The following is a 20,386-nucleotide window of genomic DNA, read 5'->3' on the forward strand; positions in this document are numbered from 1 at the left end:
GGCCCCGGTCTCGTCGGCACGAGTCCGATCCTCGTCGTGCCGTACTGAGACAGGACGACGGCACGACGAAGAACACCTCCGTGGTGTGGGACCCGGTCACCGGACCTGCGGACGCACGCGACAAACCGCAGTTGCTCCGTACGGCGCGGTCGAGATCGCCGACTTCCCGATCGCGGTGGCACCTGCTACGAAGGCGCTTTCGATTCCCTACTCGCCGAATCCGTCCGAGACGGCGAGGAGGCCGAGGTCAACCAGCTGCATTGCGGGTCGAACGGCGCGCCGACGCGTCGGGAGTGTCGTCGAGACGATCGAACGCACCGGTCATTGCGGCATGCAGCTCGGTGAGCTGCGCGATCGACTCCTCCTCCCGGGTGATGTGCTCGCGCAGTGTTGGCCGCAGCCCGGTCTTCACAGCGGCGCAGGAGTCGTTCTCCCATGCGCGCAGCATCGTCTTGATCTGTGGCAGCGTCAGTTTCGAGCTTTTCGCGGCGGTGATGAACGCCAACCGTTGCTGTGCTCGTTTGTCGTAGACGCGGTACCCGTTCGGGGCTCGGTCCGCCGGCAGCAGCCCCTCGCTTTCGTGGAAGCGCAGCGTCGTCGCCGGCACCCCGTCGCCGAGGAGAGTTACGAGATCAGATCAGCAGGGCTTCGGCAAGCCTGGTCTTCGTCCGTACGCAATCGTCAAAGACTGCGCTCGCCCTGTCGATTCGTTCTGTACGACGCCGCGCGAGAGGCTCGCCCGGCAAGCTTCCCCCGACTTTCGGGAAGTCGGGGGAAGTATCCTATCGCAGGTCGTCAGCCGGTCAGCAACACATCATTGCGGCGCACATGTCCCCACACATGCCGGTGGCCATCATGATCTGGCAATCCCACCACGTCTGCAGGTTGGTCATCAGTTCGGTCATCGGAATCTCCCTCAATTCTGGTCCCGAGGAGACGGGACATCACGACCATATACTGAGTACGTACATAGATAGTAGATGTCGTGTTACCGACGACCCTAGGATCAGGAGACGACAGGGCAGGAGGCGATAGGTGCGGGTGAACGGATTCGGTGAACTCGAGGCGGTAGTGATGGATCGCCTGTGGGCCCGCGGTGCGCGAAGCACCGTGCGGGAGTTGTTCGACGAATTGGCCGAGCAGCGGGTGATTGCCTACACCACGGTGATGTCGACGATGGACAACCTGCACCGTAAGGGCTGGTTGGAGCGCACCCGTAGGGGCAAGGCGTTCGACTACTGGCCGACGTTGTCTCGCGAGGAGCACAGTGCCCGGCTGATGCGTCACGCGTTCGCTGCGGGCGGCAAGTCGGACCTGGTGCTCACCCATTTCGTCGAGCAGATGAGCGACGAAGAGTCGGAGCGTGTGCGAAGAGCGTTGCGCAGACTGACCGACCCCGGCCAGTCGCGATGACTCTGACTCTGTGCCTGCTGCTCTACGGGCTCGTGGTCTCGGTAGCCGGTCCGCCTGTGCTCGCGCGACTGACCCGCCGGGGCATCGCTCCGCAGCTCGGGATAGCTGCCTGGAGTGCAGCAATGGCGGTGGTGATCCTGACCTGGACCGGCGCGGCGATCATGCTCGTCACCGAAGCGGTGCATTGGAACAGAGACGCTCACTGGGTGTCAGCGTGCGTCGTCGAGGTGCTCCGGTCGATCGACGGCCGTGCCGCAGCACTGCTTCAGGGAACACTGATAGCAGTCTCCGTGGTCGCTGCGGCGGCGCTTCCGTTGGTGGTGTGGAGGGCTGGGCGGGGCATGCTGCGGATGCGAACGCACACGCTTCGCCACGCCCGGACGGCGAGGGTGATCGGCCAACGCCTGCCCGGTACCGACGCGGTGGTCGTCGACACCGCGGATCGGCTCGCCTACTGCGTTGCTGGCCGTCCGAAGACCATCGTGATCACTACTGGTGCCCTGGATGCACTCGTCCCGGATCAGTTAGGCGCCGTCTTGGCGCACGAACGTGCTCACCTAATCGGTCGCCATCACCTGCTGCTCGCCTCTGTTCGCGGACTCGCCGCGGCAGCTCCATGGATGCGGTTGTTCCGCGACGGGGCGACCGAGATCGCCCTGCTGCTCGAGATGTGCGCGGACGACAGCGCTGCCCGCTCCCATGGTCGGCGGGCGCTACTCGGTGGTCTGCTCGCCCTCACTGGTTCGTCCGTCGCTCCCGCGGGTGCCCTCGGCGCGAGCGGAGGCGACGTGCTCGCTCGTGCTCATCGCCTCACCGTCGCTGTGTCCACCCCCGTGCACGCGCGGGCCCGCACCCAACTGTCCTTGATCGTCCTCTCGATCACCGCGAGTCCGATCGTGTTCGGTGCCCTCGCCGCTGCGGGTGTGATCATGTGTGGTCCGATGGGCTCTTGAGTGGTCCTGCCAAGAGCGGGTCGATCGGTCAGTGGTGACGGCAGTCGCCGCGCCGAGCCAATTTCAATCGTGCGCCCTCGTCCGTCGAGCGACGGGTAGAACTGTCCCTCGGGTGCGGGGGCGTCGTTATGCAAGGCGATCAGGTTGCCGTCGGTGTCGACGGTTGCGAACTGCGTCGATCCCTGGTCCGTCGAGACGGGACGGCCCGCATCTGCGGGATGAAGAACGCCCGCACGGGACATCTCGTCGGATCGACGACCGCCGGATTCAGCGACGTCCGCGACTCCGCACTCAAAAAGGGATGCGGGCCCCCGAGCACGGCTGTATCACCTTCATTGTTCGGTGTCACCGAAGGCATTAACAGCACGCCGAACACCGTCAGTGCTTTCAGCAAACCGGCCTCCGGAGCTGTGCCCCGTCGACCATGCCGATCAGCTGACTGTATGTCACCGACGATACCAATGAGTACCCCCTGGGGTATCCCGATTCGGGTGTCAGCCGAGGATGGCTTCCCGGAGCTGAGCCATGCTCGGCGCACCCGCCGGCCCGTCACCTGTCATGTACACACGGCAGGCCAGACCGACTGCGGCGGATGTGTCGCCCATGACGTCGACGCCGTCGACGAGAACGGTCGGAGAGCCACGAAAACGCACCTGTTCGGCCATGTCCACCGTGTCCACGCGTTGATAGACGAGCACGGCGTCCGAGTGTTCCGCGGCGAGGAGCTGCAACCGTTCAGCAGTGACCGTCCAGTTCGGGCAACCGTCGAAATACTGCAGGGTGATCTCCATCCACCCACGGTATATCCGTGCTGAAGTTGGCAGCGCACAGGTCGTAGAATTCGATTACGCGGAAGGAGACGGAGTGCCGAACTTCTCCCGTCACTCTCGACGGAAAGGGCTTGCTCATGAATCTGTCCAGTGAGAGTGACGGCACCTCGGCCTGTTCCTGCTGTGGTCGCGATTTCCCGACCGTGAAGTTGCACTCCCTGGCAGGGGGAGCTGCCTATATCTGCCGACGTTGCGGACTGTGGGTTGCGATCCGTCGACGCTAGAGAGAACAGCGTGGGTGTACCGCTCTTCAGTAGGCTGCCTGCACCGATACGTCGTCTCGGCCATGGCGTACCGCCGTACGCAACCGGCGCGCGTCGCCCGTGCGGCTCGATCCGGCCCGTACCAAAGCCCGGGTCGGCGGCGTCCACCGCCGCGACCTTTCGCGGCCATGTCGCGCAGATTCTGCGATTGGTTCCCGTCGACCACGTGAAGAGGCTGTTGCTGCGCCTCGTCCAGCGTCACTCGTACACAGATCGGGTTGTCGGACATGTGCAATGCGTTCACCGACTCATCGATCGACCCACCGAGCGCGATGGCCAACGCGTAGCGATGCGGGCGAACCACCCGCGGTTGTCCACAGCGGGAGACCCAGAATCTGCCGTATCCGTCGTCGGCAATGGCTCCGATCCGGATCGCACACGGGGACCGATGCGGCCGTGCACGACGTAGCTGCGAAACCGAGCTCGCTCGTCGGCGTCGCCGACTATTGACGGTTTCGGCACCGACCTCCCAACCCACCTAGCAACTACCGGCATCGCTGACGCCTTGGCGAAGAGATCAGGGCCAAGCGAGAGATGGTGTGTATCGAACATCCTCTCCACACGCTCAAACCGATTGATTCACGTTGCGACAGTGTTTCTGTTGGTCGAGTCCGCCGGTGGAGCAGAACGATCTCGGGAGCGCGGACCCGTAGGTTTTCGCTGGCCGGGAATAGACCTATCCCCATAGGGATCGTCGCTCGGTGTGAGTGAAGGTGAAGATGCTTGCAAGCAGGCTGATGGCTGCGGTAACCAGGAGTACTTGAGGTCCGGTGATCGCGGCACCGATCAGAGCCCCGGCTGCGCCTCCGGCTGCGAAGGACCCGAGAAGCATTGCATAGCAAAGCCAGTCGAGGTAAGTACCGCCGCCCAGTAGGTGTCTTTCGATCCCTTGGCCCAGTTTGACGACGGTGCCGGTGACGTAGCTCAGGGGGATGTAGGTTTCTTCTCGTTTCGTGAATGCTGTGTTGAGCGCGCCGAGAGCGAACGCAACCAACAGAATGGGATAGAAATTTACGTCGTCGGACGCCCAGCCGGATATCCCGATATCGATGAGCCCTGCCGCGGCGAGGGCGATGGTCGTGACAACTGTTGCTCCGTGTGGGTGATTGGACCAGTATCGGCGGCGGCAGATCGACGCGATCACCACTCCCGCCAGAAAGGCACCCATCAAAGCCAGCGCCGCCCACGGCGATGCGCCGGGTGCAACGGGCTTACCTTCCGGACTGCCGAAATGCCCGATGACGGCGCGTTCGGTGTTGCCGGTCATGAACGTCACGAAATACCCCGCCGAATGCAGAAATGCGACAGCACCCACCATTCCGGCCAGCGCGGACAGTATCCACGACAGTCGCGCCTCCGCGCCGACGGCTGTTTCGCGGCTGAGTGCCACAGAAGATGTCATGCAACCAAGTCTCCCGGCCGTGTACGGAGCCGCAAGTCGATGAGGTGCAGCTCACTCGGCGGTTCTTCGGTGTTCGTATTCCCTTCGGAAGCAATCGAACTCCCACCTGCACCTCGTCTGCCGACCTCGGTGACAAGCCCACCCAGCGGTGTAATTTGCGTGCTCAAGTAGCACGAACTCGCGGCCCATCCGCGCGTGGTCAGTTCCATCCCTGTGGATCGGTGGGCGGCACAGTGTCCGGATATCAGCCGATGAGTCGGAAGGCTTCCGTCCCGCCGAGATGTGGGAACGCTGGCGTACTGTCCTGCGGTTCTATCGCTACCCCTCGACGCTACTACTCACCGAGCACGTACCGGGGGAGACTTTTCCCGGTATGTGCAGGTGGCCGGTGCGTCCAGGCCCCGTCGCCGTTCCGATCGACCGGTGGGGTCGTGCCGTTTCCCGCCGACCCGATGCCCCAGGTAGCGGTCGGGGCGGTCATCGCTGCTCACCGCTCCGGGCGACTGCCCCGGCGCGATCCACGCCCGCCCCTGTCGTGGCGACGCGGTCGTGGCGAGCGGGAAACTGACGTCACCGGCACACCACCGCACCCGGTGTCAGCTGCACCAGGCTCGGACTACTAGCTAATCGGTGTCGATGCCCGCCGCCGTGCCCACGCCGCTCTGGCCGATGTGCCTGACCTCGTCGATGATCTCGAGTATCGGATCGAGACTCTGATGCACCGCACCCTGGAACTACTAGACATCGAGCCGGACGCCGAAGCGTCCGTCGAATGGGTCGGCGAACAGTGACCGACACGGACGATCCGCCAACGCCAACGCCAACGCCAACGCCGAAGTCCGTGCGCCGACGTCACGGTTTGTCGGTGCCGGGTCGTCCCGCCGCGGGGCCTCGCTTCTTGATCGAGCGCGTGCGATCGACTGCTTCGATGTCCGCATTGATGGTTCGGCGGAGCTTCCTCAGGGTCAGTGCCGACAGCGGCAGGCTTGCTGCAAGTGCGCCAAGCAGTACCAACACGAAGGAAATGTCAAGGCTCGTCAGTGCGTCGACGGCCAAAAGCACTCCTGCGGCGACACACACGAAGAGCAGGCGTGCACCGTTGTAGGCCAGCACATGAAGGGCAAGCTGCCCGCGAGCAGTTGAGGGTGCGCGGAACACCGGCATCGGCCGTCCTGTCGTGCGTAGGGGCTTCCTGGGACCTTGATTCAAATACTATGGTGCATAGTATTTGATGGAGGAGCAATATGAACAGCAGCAGAAACCCCGCCCGAGGCCGACGGAGCTCGACTCGGCGATCACGCCCAGCCGGAGTGCCCGGGGGCGTGCGCGCTCCCTGGGCGGTGATAGGCGCGGGTGTCGTCATCGTCGTGCTCGTCGGTGCGATCGGATACAACCTGGCCCCCCGCGTCCTCGAACGCAATCAGGCCGAGCGGTTCGCGCCGACCGCCGACGACCCGGACCCCTCCCGCGGCATCGACGGCGTCGTCGAGGTCGAGTATCCGGCCGCGCGGCACGTCGAACCAGCTCAGAGAGTTGCCTACGATCAGAGTCCGCCGTTCGGCGGCCCTCACGACCAGACCTGGGCGACGTGTACCGGAGTGGTGTACCCCGTCCCGCTACGCAGCGAGAACGCGGTTCATTCGCTCGAACACGGGGCGGTGTGGGTGACGTACGACCCGAACCGGGTCTCCTCCGACGAGGTCGGTTCACTCGCCGGGCGGGTCGAGGGCGAGCCCTACACGATGATGTCGCCCTACCCGGGCCTGACGGCACCGATCACGCTGCAGTCGTGGGGCCATCGACTCGAGCTCGACAATGCCTCCGACCGGCGCATCACTCAGTTCGTCGCTGCTCTGCGACAGAACCCCTCGACCCACCCCGAGAGCGGAGCCAGTTGCTCGACCATTCCCGGCGCGTTCGATCCCGACAACCCGCCGCCGTTCGACGCCAGCGAGCCAGGACCGGACGCGGTGCCCCTCGAGGAAGACCCGGCCCTCGACAGTGCGCCAGCGCCGATGGGGGAGGGGAGTCGATGACCGTGCACGGCCAGGCCGACGATGCCCAGATCGACGATGCACAGAACGACAGTGCACAGAATGACGCCGCGGAAACGGGACCCAGATCCAGGCCCAGGGCACTGCTCATCGGCTTGGCGGTGACAGCTCTCGTCCTGTCCGGCGTCCTCATCGGCGTACTGCTCACACCGGACAGCGCACGAGTGGCCGTACCGGCATCGAATTCGGTGGATGTGGGTTTCGCGCAGGACATGTCGGTCCATCACAACCAGGCGATCGAGATGTCGGCGATGGCGTTGGGACGCTCGACGGATCCGGTCATCCGGACCCTCGCCTTCGACGTGTTGACCTCGCAGCAGAGCCAAGTCGGCACGATGCAAGGCTGGTTGACACTGTGGGACAGGCCATATCTGCCCGACGGCCCGACGATGACGTGGATGACCGGGGCCAGCTCGACAGGGGGTCACCCGATGGACATGAGCGCGTCCGCGAACGACAGCGGACAGGACGCGACGTCGATGCCCGGCATGGCCAGTACCGCCGAGCTGACGGCACTTCGCCGGATGAACGCCGAAGAATTCGACGGCCGGTATCTACAACTGCTCCGCCGCCACCATCGTGGGGGAATCCCGATGGCAGAGCAGGGAGCAGCAAACGCGACAGTTCCCGCTGTCGCCGCGCTCGCGGGCTCGATCGCCTCCGCGCAAACCGCCGAGGTCGGTCAGATCGATGTCCTGCTGAGCGCACACGGGGTCTCACCGTTGCCGGAGAGCTGACGCCGATATCTAAATACTATGTTGCATAGTAATAACGATTGGGATGACCCCCATGACCGGCATCGGCACGCATAAAAAGGCGTCGAATCGTCGAGTTACTGTGCAAAGCACTCACTTTCGACGCCGAATCGATAGGCGAAACAGCGACGAATGCAGTCGAGAGTGTGACAGAAGGGGCTTGTGGTGTCGATGGGATCACGCAACACTGACCCACGGCCGACACGGCATCCACTGCGATCGTGACCGGCATTCAACGAGAAGGGTGGGGTGACCACGTGAACAACGCGGGAAAGACGACGCCGAGCGGCGGGCGACGTCGCGCATGCCGAGGTGCGCGGACATACGTGATCGTCGGTGCCGCACTCGGTGCGGTGTTCCTGCACGCCCCGGTAGCCGAAGCGAATCCGGGTCAACCGGCCGTGGAGTCCGGGACGAGGTCGAAGGTCAGCAGACCGCCGACGCCGTCAGCCGGTTGATCCGCCTGGCCGATCGGGCCGCGACAATCGGTACCGATCCGATCGCGGTGGCAGACCTCGCAGCCTTCGCATCCTCGACGTGGGCCGCCGCCCAGGCCGGCGGCGTCATCGCGGACACCGCCGGCCCGGTGTCCGCGTCGGCAGGATGCATCGTCGACGCCATCGCCCGTGGAGTCTCGAATGCCCCGGCGCAGTCCCTGTCCTGCCTGGCCCCGTTGGCGACTCTCGACCCACTCCTGGCCCTTCGTATCGCCGCATCGCTCCAGGTCGACGCCCTCGACCCCGCAGTCCCGCATGACGGCGACCGAGGTGGGGAACAGGATCCGGTGACGGGCAACACCGGCCGCGATTCGCCCGTGCCCGGCACCACCGACACCCCTCCCGCATCCGAGACGACCGCGCCCGAAGATTCTGTTCCTGATGCAGCACAGCAGCGCGGTTCCACGTCCGGTGGCTCGGCCACCTCCCGAGGTACTGCGTCTGCTGTCGCACCCAGCAGCGGACTGGTCACCTCGAATTTCGGCACCCGAAGCGGGACACAACACGGCGGTGTCGACATCGCCGACTCACTGGGCTCACCGATCGTCGCCGCGGCCGATGGAACGGTCATCAGCGCCGGGCCCGCACAGGGCTTCGGGCTGTGGGTTCGGATCAGACACGACGATGGATCGATCACCACCTACGGGCACAACAACGGAAATTCGGTCACGGTGGGTCAGCGCGTCCGTAAGGGCGATCGGATTGCAGAGGTCGGGAACCGCGGTAACTCGACGGGTCCGCATCTGCATTTCGAGGCGACTTCTCCCGCGGGACAGAAGGTCGATCCGCAAGCCTGGCTCGGTGAGCGTGGAGCCAGAATCGGGGTGGGCACACGTGCGCGATGAATGCGCCCGATCAGGCCCTTGCCAGTAAGCGCGATCAGGCGATGAGCTCGCGGCAGTCCCCGAGCGCGGGACGGCCGCGACAGCTCAGGTCCGTTGACTGGTCTCGCTACCGATCTTTTTCAGAAAGTCGTTGTAGGCGTTGAGTTCGCTGTACCCGTCTTCTTCGGCGTGCCGGTCCGCGGCAGCCGATTCCTCCTTTTCGTCCCGGTTCCACCGAATGCAGAAGATGAGCACCACCAGCAGGGCCACCGGCTCACCGTAGGACCACGCAAGCGCCCCGGCGAGCTTCTGATCGGATACCGGATCGACACCCCACTGCGGGGGAGGGGAGGCGAACGTGGCGAGCATGGGGGTGCTCGACATCATCAGGATGACACCGAAGAACACATGCAACGGCATCTCGACGAACAGGTCGAACAACCGGCCCAGATTGCTCTGCCGAACGGGGAGGGGGCCGACGGCGAGCACAGGGATGATGAACAGCAGCCCGCTGGCGAAGAAGAAGATCTCCATCGATACGTGCCCGATGACTGTGATGGCGAGAACATCGAAGATCGACGACAGATACAGCCCGTAATAGCTGAAGAGGAACAACGGGATCGTCAGACCTGGATGTAGTGCGATGCGCCCGGCGCGGCTACGCAACCCCGTCAGCGCCGCGATCAGTACCCACCGCCCGGCTCCGTGATGAGCGGTGGCACGCAACAGAAGTCGTCCGGGCGAACCCACCACCAACAACGGTGGGATGGTCATCGACAACGTCAGATGCTGGAACATGAAGACGCTGAACAGGCTGTATCCGTAGCGTTCGACCTGCAGTCCGGTCACCAGGACCAGCGCCGCGCAGCCGAGCAGAAAACTCGCACTCCGCCACCGTGACCATGCGATACCCCGGCCGCGGATCCGGTAGAGCCCCCAGCAGTACAGTCCGGCCATGACGATGCCGGCGATCGGCAGGATCGGGAGCGGCGGAAGATCGAAGCTCAGCAACGCTGCCAGGGTCGGCGGGCCTTCCGGGGGAGTTACGGCGGCGATGTTCATCGGGCCCCTGTCATTGCTTGTCCTTGCCTCGGATCACCAACGTCAGGGCGATGGCAGCGAGACCGAGGACAGTCAGGCCCACGATGGAGAGCAGCATCATGGTGTTCTGTTTCGGTGGCCGGTCCTCGCTGGCGGACGGGTTGTTCGGATCGTAGGCCTGCGTCGGCGTGGTCGAGGGAGCCGGCGAGGTCGCACCGCCCTGCGATTGCTGTGCAGCAGCGTCCGGGCGGGTGGCGGTCTCCGCGACGTCGACCGAAAAGCCGTACGACCCGGTGATCGGGTGCCCGTCCGCGGAGGTGACGCGGTAGCCGACGGTGTACTGCCCGTTGGGTAGGCCGTCCTCGAGCAGGACCGATACGTCGGGGCCCTCGACCGTGGCCGTACCCTGCGTCCACTGAGTATCGCCAGGACCTACCACGCTGATGGTCGCGAACGATTCGTTGATGTCCTGATTGAACTTGAGGCCGACGCCGATCGGTGCGAACTCGAGCGTCACATCGGCCGGGGGGTCGGAGCTGACGAGTTCACTGTGCGCCGATGCCGGGGCCGCGGAGAACAGTGCTGTGCCGCACATGAGCACGGCGACCAGCATCCATCGTTTCACGTTCGGTTCTCCTCTGGTCGTACTGATTCTCCTTACTACTATGCGCACTAGTAGTAAGGGGGTGTGAGCCTACGGGGGTCGGTCGACCGTGTTACTTGTCGACGTCCGGCCGTTTCGATACGTCCGGTCCGGCAATCGCTTCGGTGATCACTTCCGAGGGCGCGATCGAATCCGAGTGCGGGCCACCGACGTGCTGCTCGGCGCGGATGCGTTCGACCATGTGCGGATAGTGCAGCTCGAACGCCGGCCGCTCGGAGCGGATCCGGGGCATCTCGATGAAATTGTGCCGCGGGGGTGGGCAACTGGTCGCCCACTCGAGGGAGTTACCGAAGCCCCAGGGGTCGTCGACGGTGACCACTTCGCCGTAGCGGTAGCTCTTGAACACGTTCCAGATGAACGGCAGCGTCGAGGCCCCGAGGACGAACGATCCCACGGTCGAGATCTGGTTGAGGGTGGTGAATCCGTCGGACGGGAGGTAGTCGGCGTAGCGGCGCGGCATTCCTTGGGCGCCGAGCCAGTGCTGGACGAGGAAGGTGGCGTGGAAGCCGAGGAACGTCAGCCAGAAGTGCCACTTGCCCAGTCGTTCGTCGAGCATGCGGCCGGTCATCTTGGGGAACCAGAAGTAGATGCCGGCGTAGGTCGCGAACACGACCGTTCCGAACACGACGTAGTGGAAGTGCGCGACGACGAAGTAGGTGTCGGTGACGTTGAAGTCGATGGGCGGGCTCGCCAGGAGCACTCCGGACAGTCCACCGAAGACGAACGTGATCAGGAATCCGATGGAGAAGAGCATGGGGGATTCGAGGGTGACCTGGCCGCGCCACATGGTGCCGATCCAGTTGAAGATCTTCACCCCGGTCGGCACGGCGATGAGGAAGGTCATGAACGAGAAGAACGGCAGCAGCACGGCACCGGTGGCGTACATGTGGTGCGCCCACACCGCGATGGACAGGGCGGCGATGCCGACGGTGGCGTAGATCAACCCCTTGTACCCGAAGATGGGTTTGCGGGAGAAGACCGGGAAGATCTCCGAGACGATTCCGAAGAACGGTAGCGCGATGATGTAGACCTCGGGGTGTCCGAAGAACCAGAACAGGTGCTGCCAGAGCAACGCTCCGCCGTTGGCGGGATCGAAGATGTGGGTGCCGAGTTTACGGTCGGCGAGCAGGCCCATCAGTGCTGCGGTCAGCAGTGGGAACGCCAGCAGGATCAAGATCGAGGTCACCAGGATGTTCCAGGTGAAGATCGGTAGCCGGAACATCGTCATTCCCGGTGCGCGCAGGCACACCACGGTGGTGACCATGTTGACCCCGCCCAGGATGGTGCCCAGGCCGGCGACGAGCAGGCCCACGATCCACAGGTCGGATCCGATACCGGGGGAGTAGACGGCGCTGCTCAACGGGGTGTACGCGGTCCAGCCGAAGTCTGCGGCACCGCCGGGGCTGATGAAACCTGCGGTGGTGACCAGTGCGCCGAACAGGTACAGCCAGTAGGAGAAGGCATTGAGCCGGGGGAAGGCGACATCGGGTGCGCCGATCTGCAGCGGCAGGATGTAGTTGCCGAAGCCGAAGACGATCGGGGTGGCGTAGAGCAGCAGCATGATCGTGCCGTGCATGGTGAAGAGCTGGTTGTACTGCTCGTTGGAGAGGAACTGCATTCCCGGGACCGCGAGCTCGGAGCGCATGATCAACGCCATCAGGCCACCGACGAGAAAGAACCCGAACGAGGTCACCAAGTACATCAGTCCGATGACCTTCGGATCGGTGGTGGTGACCATCGTGTGCAGGAACGACCCCTTGCGGGCCCCGCGGGGTGGATAGGGGCGAACCGCCGGCGCAGCCGGAGGAGATGTCAGCGCCGTCATGGAACCACCTTCGTGTCGCACGCGAATTACAGGACGCGTCCGCCAGCGTAACCCAAATACTATGCAGCATAGTATTTGGGGTTGTTCAGATCAGCAGGACCGCGCACGCTGCGGCGGAGACCGCGCTGAGCGAGACGACGGCCAACACGGCCGGCACGACGAGGGGCAGCACGGCGGCGGCAGCATAAGCGCCCGCTCGGGTTCGGCTCGGTGTTTGCGCGCTCGTGTCGAGGTGATGCAACCGCTCGGTGGTCGAGTCCCCGATCAGGCCCAGTGCCCACAGTGGCCGCGCAGAATGCGCCTGCGAGACCGTCGACAATGCCGAACGTACAGTGTCGGCGCTGGTGACTGCGGCCGCGGACCGGTCGGCTGCGACCTCGACCAGGACCCGTACCGCCGCGGGTGCCGCGGCGAAGAGGGGAACGCGAGGAAGCGCTTTGGCCAGGATCTCGCAGATGTTGACGATGCGGTGATGGCGCCCGCGCAGGTGGGCACGTTCGTGTGCGATCACTGCTCGCTGTTGTTCGGGATCGAGATGGGCGAGCAGGCCTTCGGTGGCCACGACGTAGCCGGGGCGACCGTCGATGCTGTAGGCCAGCGGGAGTGGGTGGTCGAGCCACATGATCGGTTCGGGTCCGGGGTCCGTGCGCGCCACGACGGCGATGACATCGCGGTGATAGTCGCGGACTTTGGACCGCGCTCGAAGCTGACGGCGAGTCGAGCGCAGGACGCGCGCCGATGCCGACGCCGCGAGGACGACCGATGCCCCGGCGACCGCTTCCCCGATCCACGGCTGGGCCGCGTGTTGCAGCGAGCCCAGGCAGCGGACGGCGAGTTCGACCATGCCCTCGGCCGGCGCATGGCCGGGCCAGAGCAACACCGCCACCGCGGATCCCACGAGAAACAGCACCCCGGCGATGCTGCCGATCCAAGCGGTCAAGGCGAGAGAGGGGCCGACGGTGCGGGTGAGTGAGGTCAGCAGCGGCGGCATGGCAACGGCCACCAGGGTCGCGGCGAGGAGTAATGCCAGTGCGACGATCACCGGTTCGCGTCCGGCAGGTTCCCCCGCAGGGCGTCCAGTTCGTCGTCGGTGACGGTTTTCGCGAAATGCATCAGCACGGCGGCCGAGTCGGTGCTGGTGTCGAGGATTTCGCGCAGCGCTTGCGAGGTGGCCTCGGCCCGAGATTGCACGGGCGAGTAGAGATAGGCGCGTGACTGCTTGGTCCGCTCGACCCACCCCTTCTCGTGGAGATGGGTCACGACGGTCAGGATCGTGGTGTAGGCGGGGTTTCTGTCGGCCATGCGTTCACGCAGGTCGTGGACCGACTGCGGTCGATCACATTGCCAGAGCACGTTCATCACCTCCGCTTCGAGATCACCGAGCCTTTTCATCGCCAGTTCTTCTTTCCTCGTCGTGTCAGGTGATATCGACTCCGCGTGCCGACAGCCACGCCGTCGGGTCGGACTTGGCACCGTCGGGTTGCCACACTTCGTAATGCAGGTGGGGTCCGGTGGATTGGCCTCGGTTGCCTACCGTAGCAATGAGCTCGCCGGCTTTCACGCGTTGACCGGCGGTGACGAGCGCCTGGTCTATGTGGCCGTACACCCCGATCGTGCCGTCGTCCTGACGAATACGCACCCACAGGCCGAACCCTTGCGCCGGCCCTGCTTCGATGACCTCACCGTCGGTCACCGATACGATCGGCGTCCCGATCGTATTGGCGATGTCGAGTCCGTAATGCGTTGTCCCCCAACGCGGCCCAGAACTGGAGGTCAATGTGCCCGACACCGGCACCACCGAGAGCGGGCGCCGCGCCTCGGCATCGCGTGCGGCGCGCTCCGCCGCCCGAACTCCCCCCTCGGCGAGTTGCTCGGTCATGCGCTGCGCGAGCCGGCCGACATCGAGATCGGGCATTTGCAACACCTGCGGGGGTGAGGCGACGACCGGGCTCGGCGGCAGGACGCCGGCGGGAGGGCTATCGATACTCGCAGCGCTGAGCGCCACACTGTCCTGCGACCCGGTGTTCGGAGACGTCGCTGCCGCGGACAGAAAGGCACCGACCGCGACCGACGCAGCGATGGCGCGGCCACCCGGCTTCGGCACCCGGCGGCGATGAAGTCCGCGGCGAGCACGTCGCGACACGGCCTGCACTACATCGCGGCCACCGTCGCCGTGTGTCGTCTCGTCCGGACCGGCCACGTGCACCCACATCGACGCGGCAGTGTCCGCGGCCGCGGTGTCCCAGGCGGCGCTGACCGCGTGAGCGGGTACATCCGGTGCGGGCGTCTGCGCCGAAGGCGTGTGCTCGTCCTGCGACCGATTGTCGGAGTACACGGTCTCGGCGGGCGACTCGGTCACGAAACGCGAGGGTGCGAACCCGGCGTGTCGATGACGGGGGTGATCGATGAGCGCCGTCGGCCTGTTGCCGACGGGCATCGAGACCGCGACGCCGGGTGCCGGCGCTGCGTAGTCGTCGTCGATCGGATCGGGTGTGCGGTGTCGGGCCAAGATCACAATCCTTGGTGGCTACGAGGCCGTGGCCTCGCTCGAGATAACGAAATGGTGACGGTCAGGCCACAGGTTACTACTATCGAGCATAGTTTTTCCATCCCACTCGACCCGGATTCGTCCGTACCGCTGGTCACGGTCCTCGGAGGACATCCCGCCGGGCTACGACATCCCGCCGGGCTACGACATCCCGCCGGGCTACGACATCCGCACCGGAACAGGGCTGGGCGTTTCGGGTATCAGGGGTGATCGCGCCGAGAGGACAGGCCACCGAGCATGGTGTTGTACGCCTCGAGTTCGGTATCACCTTGATCGTCGACTCGGCGGTCTCGTTGCCGTGCCGCGCTCTCGTCGGCCGCCGACCACCGGACCGCGGCGAGAACCGCGGCAGCGAGCAACGGCAACTCCCCGATGCCCCACGCCAGAGTGCCGCCGCGCCGCTGGTCGGCCAGCAGGTCTGCGTTCCAGTCCAGACGCAGTCCGCTGTAGAAGCTCGCTCCGAGCGCGGTCTCGAGATCGATCGTCACGACGAGGAAGAATGCGAACCCGGCCAATGCGGTGATACTCGCGAGCAACTTCGTCAGTCCCGCGATCGGTCTCGGTACCGGGTCTTCGCCGACCGTGCCCCAGAACATCACCATCCCGACGGTCAGGAACCAGCCCTTCATCACCATGTGTGCCACATGCGAGTCGGCGACGGTGTCGAACAGTCCGCCGGGGTAGAGCAGGTAGAAGCTGCTCAGGAACACCGTGGTGCTGACCCACGGGTGTATCGCGATCCGGGCTGCTCGGCTCTGCCATGCAGCCCGGAGCCATTCGCGCGAGCCCGGTGCTTCGGCGGCCGACGCGGTCGGCAGGACCGAGGCGAACAAGGTTGCCGGTCGGCCGAGGACCAACAGCAACGGCACGGCGACGGCGACCGCGGTCAGTCCCGCCATGTGCACGCTGAACATCGCCGGGCTGTAGAACCCGACCCCGGACGAGGTCGCCACGAGCAGCACCGCAGTACCCGCCAACCAGCTCGCTGTCCACCGCCGCCGCCATGACAGGCCTGCCCGCCGACGGCGCCGCACGGCCACCAGATACAGGACGGCCGCGATCACCGCCGCGGAGCCGAACACCAGGTCGAAACGCCACTCGAACGCCAACCGCGCAGCGGTGGGCGGGCCGTCCAACACGTAGCCCAAGGCCTCTTCGTGCGCCTGGGGCAGCGAGGTGTCCTGCGGCGGGGGCGGGGGAGTGCGGCCCAGTGCGACCGCCAGGCCCACGGTGGTGACGAGAACGAGGGTCTCGATCATCGACAACGTGATCAGGGATTTGCGCCTCGCGGGGTCGTGAGCCAGAGCGCGGACCGTTCGTCGTCGCTGTATCCACCCGAGGGTCCCCACGATCGCCAGAGCTGCGATCTTCGCCAGTATCAGAGCGCCGTACGTCGAATCCCACAGCGACGTCACGGGCACTCGCACGGCAGCGTTGACCACTCCGGAGACCGCCATGATCACGAACGCGACCAGAGCGAGCGTCGAGTAGCGGCGGGTCGCGACGGCAAGGTGCCCACCTCCGCGCAGCGCATGAGCGAGAAGTGCGAGGAGTCCGCCCACCCACAGCGCGGCAGCGAGGATGTGCAGGATCAACGAGTTCGTCGCGATGTCGTGATTGCCGCCGGTCGAGGAGTGGCCGGTGACCGCGCGCGGGATCAACGCGAGCATCGACAGGGCGAACAAGGCGGGGGTCCATCGATGCCGCAACACCGCCGCGCATGCTGCGGCGGTGATCGCCGCGACCGCAGAGGTGATGGCCCATGCAGTGGAGGCCTCGACATCGCCGATCGCACCGAGGAACTGCACCGGTTGCGCTGCAACGGATCCGACAGGTTGACCCGAGGCGTCCGAGAGTGTCAGCGGCACCAACGCCGCCGCGCACACCGCCCACACTGCGGAGGCCTTCGCCGCGGTGCGGACGGCTACGTACCCGTCGATGTCGAGCACACCCGACCTCTGAGGCGGAACGAGAAATGCCGCGAGGAGCAGCGACCCCGCCGCCACGACGGCAGCCACCTCGCCGATCGCGGTCAGTGCCGGGATCCCGTACGTGGTGATCGGGCCCGGATCGGGCAGACCCAACAGCACGAGCGCTTGCGACGTCGACATCGCTGCGAGCAGTGCAGCGACCACCGCGGCAATCGCTGCGCACAGCACCATCACCTGCGATCCGGAGCGTCGATCCACTGCGCCGCGGGTCGAATGGGCCGCTTCGGTGGCCATGGTGTGCGCCTCTTCCCGGTGGATCGTGTTTCCGGCATGGGCGCGAGGCAGTCCGACCTGCGCCGACAATGAACTACTACGAATGATAGTTGTACGAGTCCGGGCAGCCACCGCCGGATGATCCTTCAACACTTGCATGTATGCGCATATCGCAATATGTTGTCGTTCTGCGGATCTGACACGACGAAGGAGCAACGATGGGGCACGGACATGGCCACGGGATAGAGCCGGGTTCACCGGCCAGCGCGTCCGGTAAGCACCTCGGGCGACTGTGGATCGCTGTCGGTCTGGGGGCGGTCACCCTGGTGACGCAGGTCGTCGTCGGCCTGTCCACCTCGTCGCTGGCGTTGCTCTCCGATTCCGCACACGTGTTCACCGACGTGTTCGGGGTGCTGATGGCGATCGTGGCGATCACACTCGCACAGCGACGATCGACCAAGGCTGCCCGCACGTTCGGGCTCTACCGAGCCGAGGTGTTCGCCGCATTGTTCAATGCACTTCTGCTGTTCGGTGTGGCCGGTTGGATTCTCTACGAAGCCGCGCAACGCATCACGAATCCGCCCGAGGTCCCCGGCGTCCCGGTGATGGCGGTGGCCACCCTCGGGCTCGTGATGAACCTCATCGCGTTCGTCCTGCTGCGCAGCGGCGCCAAGGACAGCCTCAATGTTCGGGGTGCGTATCTCGAGGTGATGGCGGACATGCTCGGCTCGATCGGCGTACTGGTCAGCGGACTGGTCACCGTCCTGTTCGGGTGGCGGTACGCCGACCCGGTCATCGCGGTCGCCATCGGCGTGTTCGTCCTGCCACGCGCGTTCAACCTGGGCCGTCACGCCGTACGAATTCTGCTGCAACATGCTCCGGCGGGCATCGATGTCGCCGCCGTGGAAAGGGCCCTGACCGATGTCGACGATGTCGAAGAGGTGCACGATCTGCACATATGGACACTGACGTCGGGGATGGAGGTCGCGTCGGCGCATCTGACGGTCGCCCCGGAGGCCGAGACACCGCGGGTGCTCGCTGCAGCGCAGCAGGTTCTCCGCAACGAGTTCGGTCTCGAACACGCCACTGTGCAGGTCGAACCCCGGGAAGGCGAAGGCCGGTGCCGAGAGGTCAATTGGTAGGCAGGTCTCGACCCGGTGCGCGATCGGCACGCTGTGCTGTCGTCGACACGGCAGCGATGTACCGAACCGGCACCCGTCGGGTGGGGGCACAGAGTGGGTCCTCGAGTGCCGCACATCGGCCCGGTCGAGACCGTTCACCCCGAACCCGTCCACCTCGCATGTTCGCGCCCGGTGATGGATCAGTCGACGGTGAGGGTATCGACGGTTCTGGTCACGGCACGGTTCGGCAGTGGCTCGGTGGCGGGGCTGCGCATGACCGCCCCGTCGGTGATCGAGAACGCACTGTTGTGGCAGGGGCACTCGATCGTGCCGTTGCGAACTCGGTTCACTGTGCACCCTCGGTGAGAACAGATAGCCGAGAAGGCCCGGAAGATACCGGGTTCCGGTTGGGTGACGACGACCTGCCGGTCGGCGAGCACGATTCCACCGCCGACAGGAACATCGTTCACCGACAAGGTGACGGGACCGTCGGAAGCGGTGTCCTCACCGGACGGGGCTTCGCCGACGCTGCATCCGGCGGCAGTCAGGCACGCTGTAGCGCAGCTCGTAGCGAGAAAAATACGGCGCGGTAGCGCCGGGATGTCCTCGCTCATACAGCAGGCTCCCCTCGGTACGCCTCGGTGAGCGAGAGGCGACGATCGCGTGTCGGTGGTTGTAGTCGACTATGTTTCGAGCAGTTCCGGTGTCGATCACCCTCACTGTTCGAGCGGATCAGCATGATTGTCCTGTCGCGAATGTATGTGCACTGCAGGGCATTCGATTCGAACGCCGAGATATCTCATGCACGTTCACGATCCGGCGCTGTCGGGCACTGCGGGCAGAGGGGCAACCCTTGTGCCCTCTCGCGTGCCAGTGCCGCCCCGATCATCAGCACCACCCCGCAGGTGATGTAGATGTCGGCGAGGTTGAATGTCGGCCACCAACCGGTGTGAAAGTAGTCCGTGACCGCACCGTCGACAAGCCGGTCCAGAACGTTGGACAGCGCGCCGGCGAGGATCAACGCCAGCGCCACCGTGGTCCACTGCTCCCCGTGCCGAGCGCTGTGCCATCCGTAGGCCGCGACCCCGGCGGTGATCGTCGCCGTGACCGACACGATCACCCATAGGGGCAGCGAATTGCCCAGACTGAAGGCCATTCCGCGGTTGAAGGCGAGCCGCAATTCGAGGATCGGTAGTGGGATCGGAGAGCCGACCAATGCTTCTTGCGCCCAGTAGTCGACGGTCAGCGCGGTAGCGACCAATGTCAGCACGAGAGTCACTGCGTAAGCACGCAGCCGCGTGGGAGACGTGGTGGGCGAGCGGTTCACGGATCCTCGTTCTCGGGTGTGTATCTCGGACAGGTGCTGGGTGTCGACGGAAGGGGATCGGTCACCGCCGCAGAGTTGCCATCACATAAAATACTATGCACCATAGTAGTTGATGAACGGCAGAGGCTCCTCCGGTACCGGCTGCACGCGCGTGCCGTCATGAGATCGGCTCCCGGCATCGAGCCCGGGCCTCGACCTCTCGTCTACGACCCGAGCCGGGCGCGGTGGGTGACCGGCAGCAACGGAGTCCGCGCGTGGATCCGGCTCCTCGCCGCCGCCTCATCCGGGCTGATGTTGTATGCCACATTCCCGCCCATCGATCTGTGGTTTCTCGCTCCGGTAGCACTTGCAATGCTGCTGTTGGCTGTGCGCGGGCGAGGGGCGCGTGCGGGGGCCGGCTACGGCTTCGTCGCCGGCTCGGCGTTCTTCGTGCCTCTGCTGCCGTGGGTGGGGGAGTACGTCGGATCGGTGCCGTGGCTGGCGCTGTCCGTCGTTCAAGCACTCTTCGTGGCACTGTTCGGTGCGGTAGCGGATCGGATGTCCCGACTGCCGTGGGCGCCGGTCTGGGTGGCGAGCGCCTGGGTGGCGATGGAAGCGGCACGATCTCGGGTCCCGTTCGGCGGCTTCCCTTGGGGCCGCATCGCATTCGGTCAATCCGACGGGCC

At 65.3% G+C, this 20,386-nt stretch carries 20 protein-coding genes and 1 pseudogene; 8 read left to right on the forward strand and 13 right to left on the reverse strand.

The features are described from left to right. Positions 1-247 precede the first annotated feature (247 nt). The gene (locus QM590_RS21870) at positions 248-607 is read right to left on the reverse strand and encodes a MerR family transcriptional regulator (protein WP_008720465.1); all 360 of its coding nucleotides are present in this window, start codon (positions 605-607) and stop codon (positions 248-250) included. 428 nt (positions 608-1,035) lie between these two features. On the opposite strand from QM590_RS21870, the gene QM590_RS21875 reads away from it, so the two are divergent. Both QM590_RS21875 and QM590_RS21880 read left to right on the forward strand, forming a co-directional pair. Next, positions 1,036-1,413 (forward strand): BlaI/MecI/CopY family transcriptional regulator, encoded by a 378-nt coding sequence (locus QM590_RS21875; RefSeq protein WP_008720466.1) that lies wholly within the window; start codon positions 1,036-1,038, stop codon positions 1,411-1,413. Further along, complete coding sequence (locus QM590_RS21880) at positions 1,410-2,366, forward strand: M56 family metallopeptidase (RefSeq protein WP_269596389.1); 957 nt, start codon at positions 1,410-1,412, stop codon at positions 2,364-2,366. The genes QM590_RS21875 and QM590_RS21880 overlap by 4 nt, the downstream gene beginning before the upstream one ends. Positions 2,367-2,860: 494 nt before the next feature. Here QM590_RS21880 and QM590_RS21885 read toward each other — a convergent pair whose 3' ends face one another. From QM590_RS21885 to QM590_RS21895, 3 genes are all read right to left on the reverse strand, one after another. After that, on the reverse strand, positions 2,861-3,157 hold the full coding sequence (locus QM590_RS21885) for a hypothetical protein (protein ID WP_008720468.1): 297 nt from the start codon (positions 3,155-3,157) through the stop codon (positions 2,861-2,863). 978 nt (positions 3,158-4,135) lie between these two features. Continuing rightward, the gene (locus QM590_RS21890) at positions 4,136-4,861 is read right to left on the reverse strand and encodes a YoaK family protein (protein WP_008720488.1); all 726 of its coding nucleotides are present in this window, start codon (positions 4,859-4,861) and stop codon (positions 4,136-4,138) included. A gap of 852 nt (positions 4,862-5,713) precedes the next feature. Next, positions 5,714-6,025 (reverse strand): DUF4229 domain-containing protein, encoded by a 312-nt coding sequence (locus QM590_RS21895; protein WP_008720486.1) that lies wholly within the window; start codon positions 6,023-6,025, stop codon positions 5,714-5,716. Between the two features lie 80 nt (positions 6,026-6,105). Between QM590_RS21895 and QM590_RS21900 the strand changes: the two genes are divergently transcribed. From QM590_RS21900 to QM590_RS21915, 4 genes are all read left to right on the forward strand, one after another. After that, positions 6,106-6,897 (forward strand): thioredoxin-like domain-containing protein, encoded by a 792-nt coding sequence (locus tag QM590_RS21900; RefSeq protein ID WP_032373348.1) that lies wholly within the window; start codon positions 6,106-6,108, stop codon positions 6,895-6,897. Then, a complete protein-coding gene (locus QM590_RS21905) occupies positions 6,894-7,652 on the forward strand; it encodes a DUF305 domain-containing protein (protein WP_008720482.1) in 759 nt (252 codons plus the stop codon). Before QM590_RS21900 ends, QM590_RS21905 begins: the two co-directional genes overlap by 4 nt. Positions 7,653-7,891: 239 nt before the next feature. Then, positions 7,892-8,128: a hypothetical protein gene (locus QM590_RS21910; RefSeq protein WP_232433764.1), complete on the forward strand. Its 237-nt coding sequence runs from the start codon at positions 7,892-7,894 to the stop codon at positions 8,126-8,128. Further along, a complete protein-coding gene (locus QM590_RS21915) occupies positions 8,125-9,012 on the forward strand; it encodes a M23 family metallopeptidase (protein ID WP_008720480.1) in 888 nt (295 codons plus the stop codon). The genes QM590_RS21910 and QM590_RS21915 overlap by 4 nt, the downstream gene beginning before the upstream one ends. A gap of 84 nt (positions 9,013-9,096) precedes the next feature. Here QM590_RS21915 and QM590_RS21920 read toward each other — a convergent pair whose 3' ends face one another. From QM590_RS21920 to QM590_RS21950, 7 genes are all read right to left on the reverse strand, one after another. Next, positions 9,097-10,053 carry a cytochrome c oxidase assembly protein gene (locus QM590_RS21920; protein WP_008720478.1) on the reverse strand — a complete coding sequence of 319 codons (957 nt, stop codon included), beginning with the start codon at positions 10,051-10,053 and terminating at the stop codon, positions 9,097-9,099. 10 nt (positions 10,054-10,063) lie between these two features. Next, on the reverse strand, positions 10,064-10,657 hold the full coding sequence (locus QM590_RS21925; protein ID WP_008720475.1) for a copper resistance CopC family protein: 594 nt from the start codon (positions 10,655-10,657) through the stop codon (positions 10,064-10,066). Between the two features lie 91 nt (positions 10,658-10,748). Further along, positions 10,749-12,521, reverse strand: a complete 1,773-nt coding sequence (gene ctaD / locus QM590_RS21930) for an aa3-type cytochrome oxidase subunit I (protein WP_072692203.1) — start codon at positions 12,519-12,521, stop codon at positions 10,749-10,751. Between the two features lie 85 nt (positions 12,522-12,606). After that, complete coding sequence (locus QM590_RS21935) at positions 12,607-13,563, reverse strand: M56 family metallopeptidase (protein WP_008720986.1); 957 nt, start codon at positions 13,561-13,563, stop codon at positions 12,607-12,609. Next, positions 13,560-13,913, reverse strand: coding sequence for a BlaI/MecI/CopY family transcriptional regulator (locus QM590_RS21940; RefSeq protein WP_027494220.1), 354 nt, complete (start codon positions 13,911-13,913; stop codon positions 13,560-13,562). The genes QM590_RS21935 and QM590_RS21940 overlap by 4 nt, the downstream gene beginning before the upstream one ends. Before the next feature lie 25 nt (positions 13,914-13,938). Further along, positions 13,939-14,733 (reverse strand): M23 family metallopeptidase, encoded by a 795-nt coding sequence (locus QM590_RS21945; RefSeq protein ID WP_080733228.1) that lies wholly within the window; start codon positions 14,731-14,733, stop codon positions 13,939-13,941. A gap of 536 nt (positions 14,734-15,269) precedes the next feature. Beyond that, complete coding sequence (locus tag QM590_RS21950) at positions 15,270-17,294, reverse strand: bifunctional copper resistance protein CopD/cytochrome c oxidase assembly protein (RefSeq protein WP_269596390.1); 2,025 nt, start codon at positions 17,292-17,294, stop codon at positions 15,270-15,272. Positions 17,295-17,491: 197 nt separating this feature from the next. Between QM590_RS21950 and QM590_RS21955 the strand changes: the two genes are divergently transcribed. Continuing rightward, positions 17,492-18,415, forward strand: coding sequence for a cation diffusion facilitator family transporter (locus tag QM590_RS21955; RefSeq protein ID WP_008720942.1), 924 nt, complete (start codon positions 17,492-17,494; stop codon positions 18,413-18,415). A 179-nt stretch (positions 18,416-18,594) separates the two neighbouring features. Here the strand turns inward: QM590_RS21955 and QM590_RS21960 are convergent, their stop codons facing one another. Continuing rightward, positions 18,595-19,008, reverse strand: a complete 414-nt coding sequence (locus tag QM590_RS21960; protein WP_008720941.1) for a Rieske (2Fe-2S) protein — start codon at positions 19,006-19,008, stop codon at positions 18,595-18,597. Positions 19,009-19,193: 185 nt separating this feature from the next. After that, entirely contained in the window at positions 19,194-19,721 is a 528-nt protein-coding gene (lspA, locus tag QM590_RS21965) for a signal peptidase II (protein WP_052061206.1), read from the reverse strand. Positions 19,722-19,880: 159 nt separating this feature from the next. On the opposite strand from lspA, the pseudogene QM590_RS21970 reads away from it, so the two are divergent. After that, positions 19,881-20,386, forward strand: a pseudogene (locus QM590_RS21970) (apolipoprotein N-acyltransferase); the annotation flags it as partial.

Source organism: Rhodococcus sp. IEGM 1372 (assembly GCF_030056835.1).
In the GTDB taxonomy this organism is placed as follows: domain Bacteria; phylum Actinomycetota; class Actinomycetes; order Mycobacteriales; family Mycobacteriaceae; genus Rhodococcoides.

Excerpts from the sequence above, each read along its gene's own strand:
- QM590_RS21880 (WP_269596389.1), top strand. The coding sequence starts at position 1,410 with ATGACTCTGACTCTGTGCCTGCTGCTCTACGGGCTCGTGGTCTCGGTA.
- QM590_RS21885 (WP_008720468.1), bottom strand. The coding sequence starts at position 3,157 with ATGGAGATCACCCTGCAGTATTTCGACGGTTGCCCGAACTGGACGGTC.
- QM590_RS21890 (WP_008720488.1), bottom strand. The coding sequence starts at position 4,861 with ATGACATCTTCTGTGGCACTCAGCCGCGAAACAGCCGTCGGCGCGGAG.
- QM590_RS21895 (WP_008720486.1), bottom strand. The coding sequence starts at position 6,025 with ATGCCGGTGTTCCGCGCACCCTCAACTGCTCGCGGGCAGCTTGCCCTT.
- QM590_RS21900 (WP_032373348.1), top strand. The coding sequence starts at position 6,106 with ATGAACAGCAGCAGAAACCCCGCCCGAGGCCGACGGAGCTCGACTCGG.
- QM590_RS21905 (WP_008720482.1), top strand. The coding sequence starts at position 6,894 with ATGACCGTGCACGGCCAGGCCGACGATGCCCAGATCGACGATGCACAG.
- QM590_RS21920 (WP_008720478.1), bottom strand. The coding sequence starts at position 10,053 with ATGAACATCGCCGCCGTAACTCCCCCGGAAGGCCCGCCGACCCTGGCA.
- ctaD (WP_072692203.1), bottom strand. The coding sequence starts at position 12,521 with ATGACGGCGCTGACATCTCCTCCGGCTGCGCCGGCGGTTCGCCCCTAT.
- QM590_RS21940 (WP_027494220.1), bottom strand. The coding sequence starts at position 13,913 with ATGAAAAGGCTCGGTGATCTCGAAGCGGAGGTGATGAACGTGCTCTGG.
- QM590_RS21945 (WP_080733228.1), bottom strand. The coding sequence starts at position 14,733 with ATGTGGGTGCACGTGGCCGGTCCGGACGAGACGACACACGGCGACGGT.
- QM590_RS21950 (WP_269596390.1), bottom strand. The coding sequence starts at position 17,294 with ATGGCCACCGAAGCGGCCCATTCGACCCGCGGCGCAGTGGATCGACGC.
- QM590_RS21955 (WP_008720942.1), top strand. The coding sequence starts at position 17,492 with ATGGGGCACGGACATGGCCACGGGATAGAGCCGGGTTCACCGGCCAGC.
- QM590_RS21960 (WP_008720941.1), bottom strand. The coding sequence starts at position 19,008 with ATGAGCGAGGACATCCCGGCGCTACCGCGCCGTATTTTTCTCGCTACG.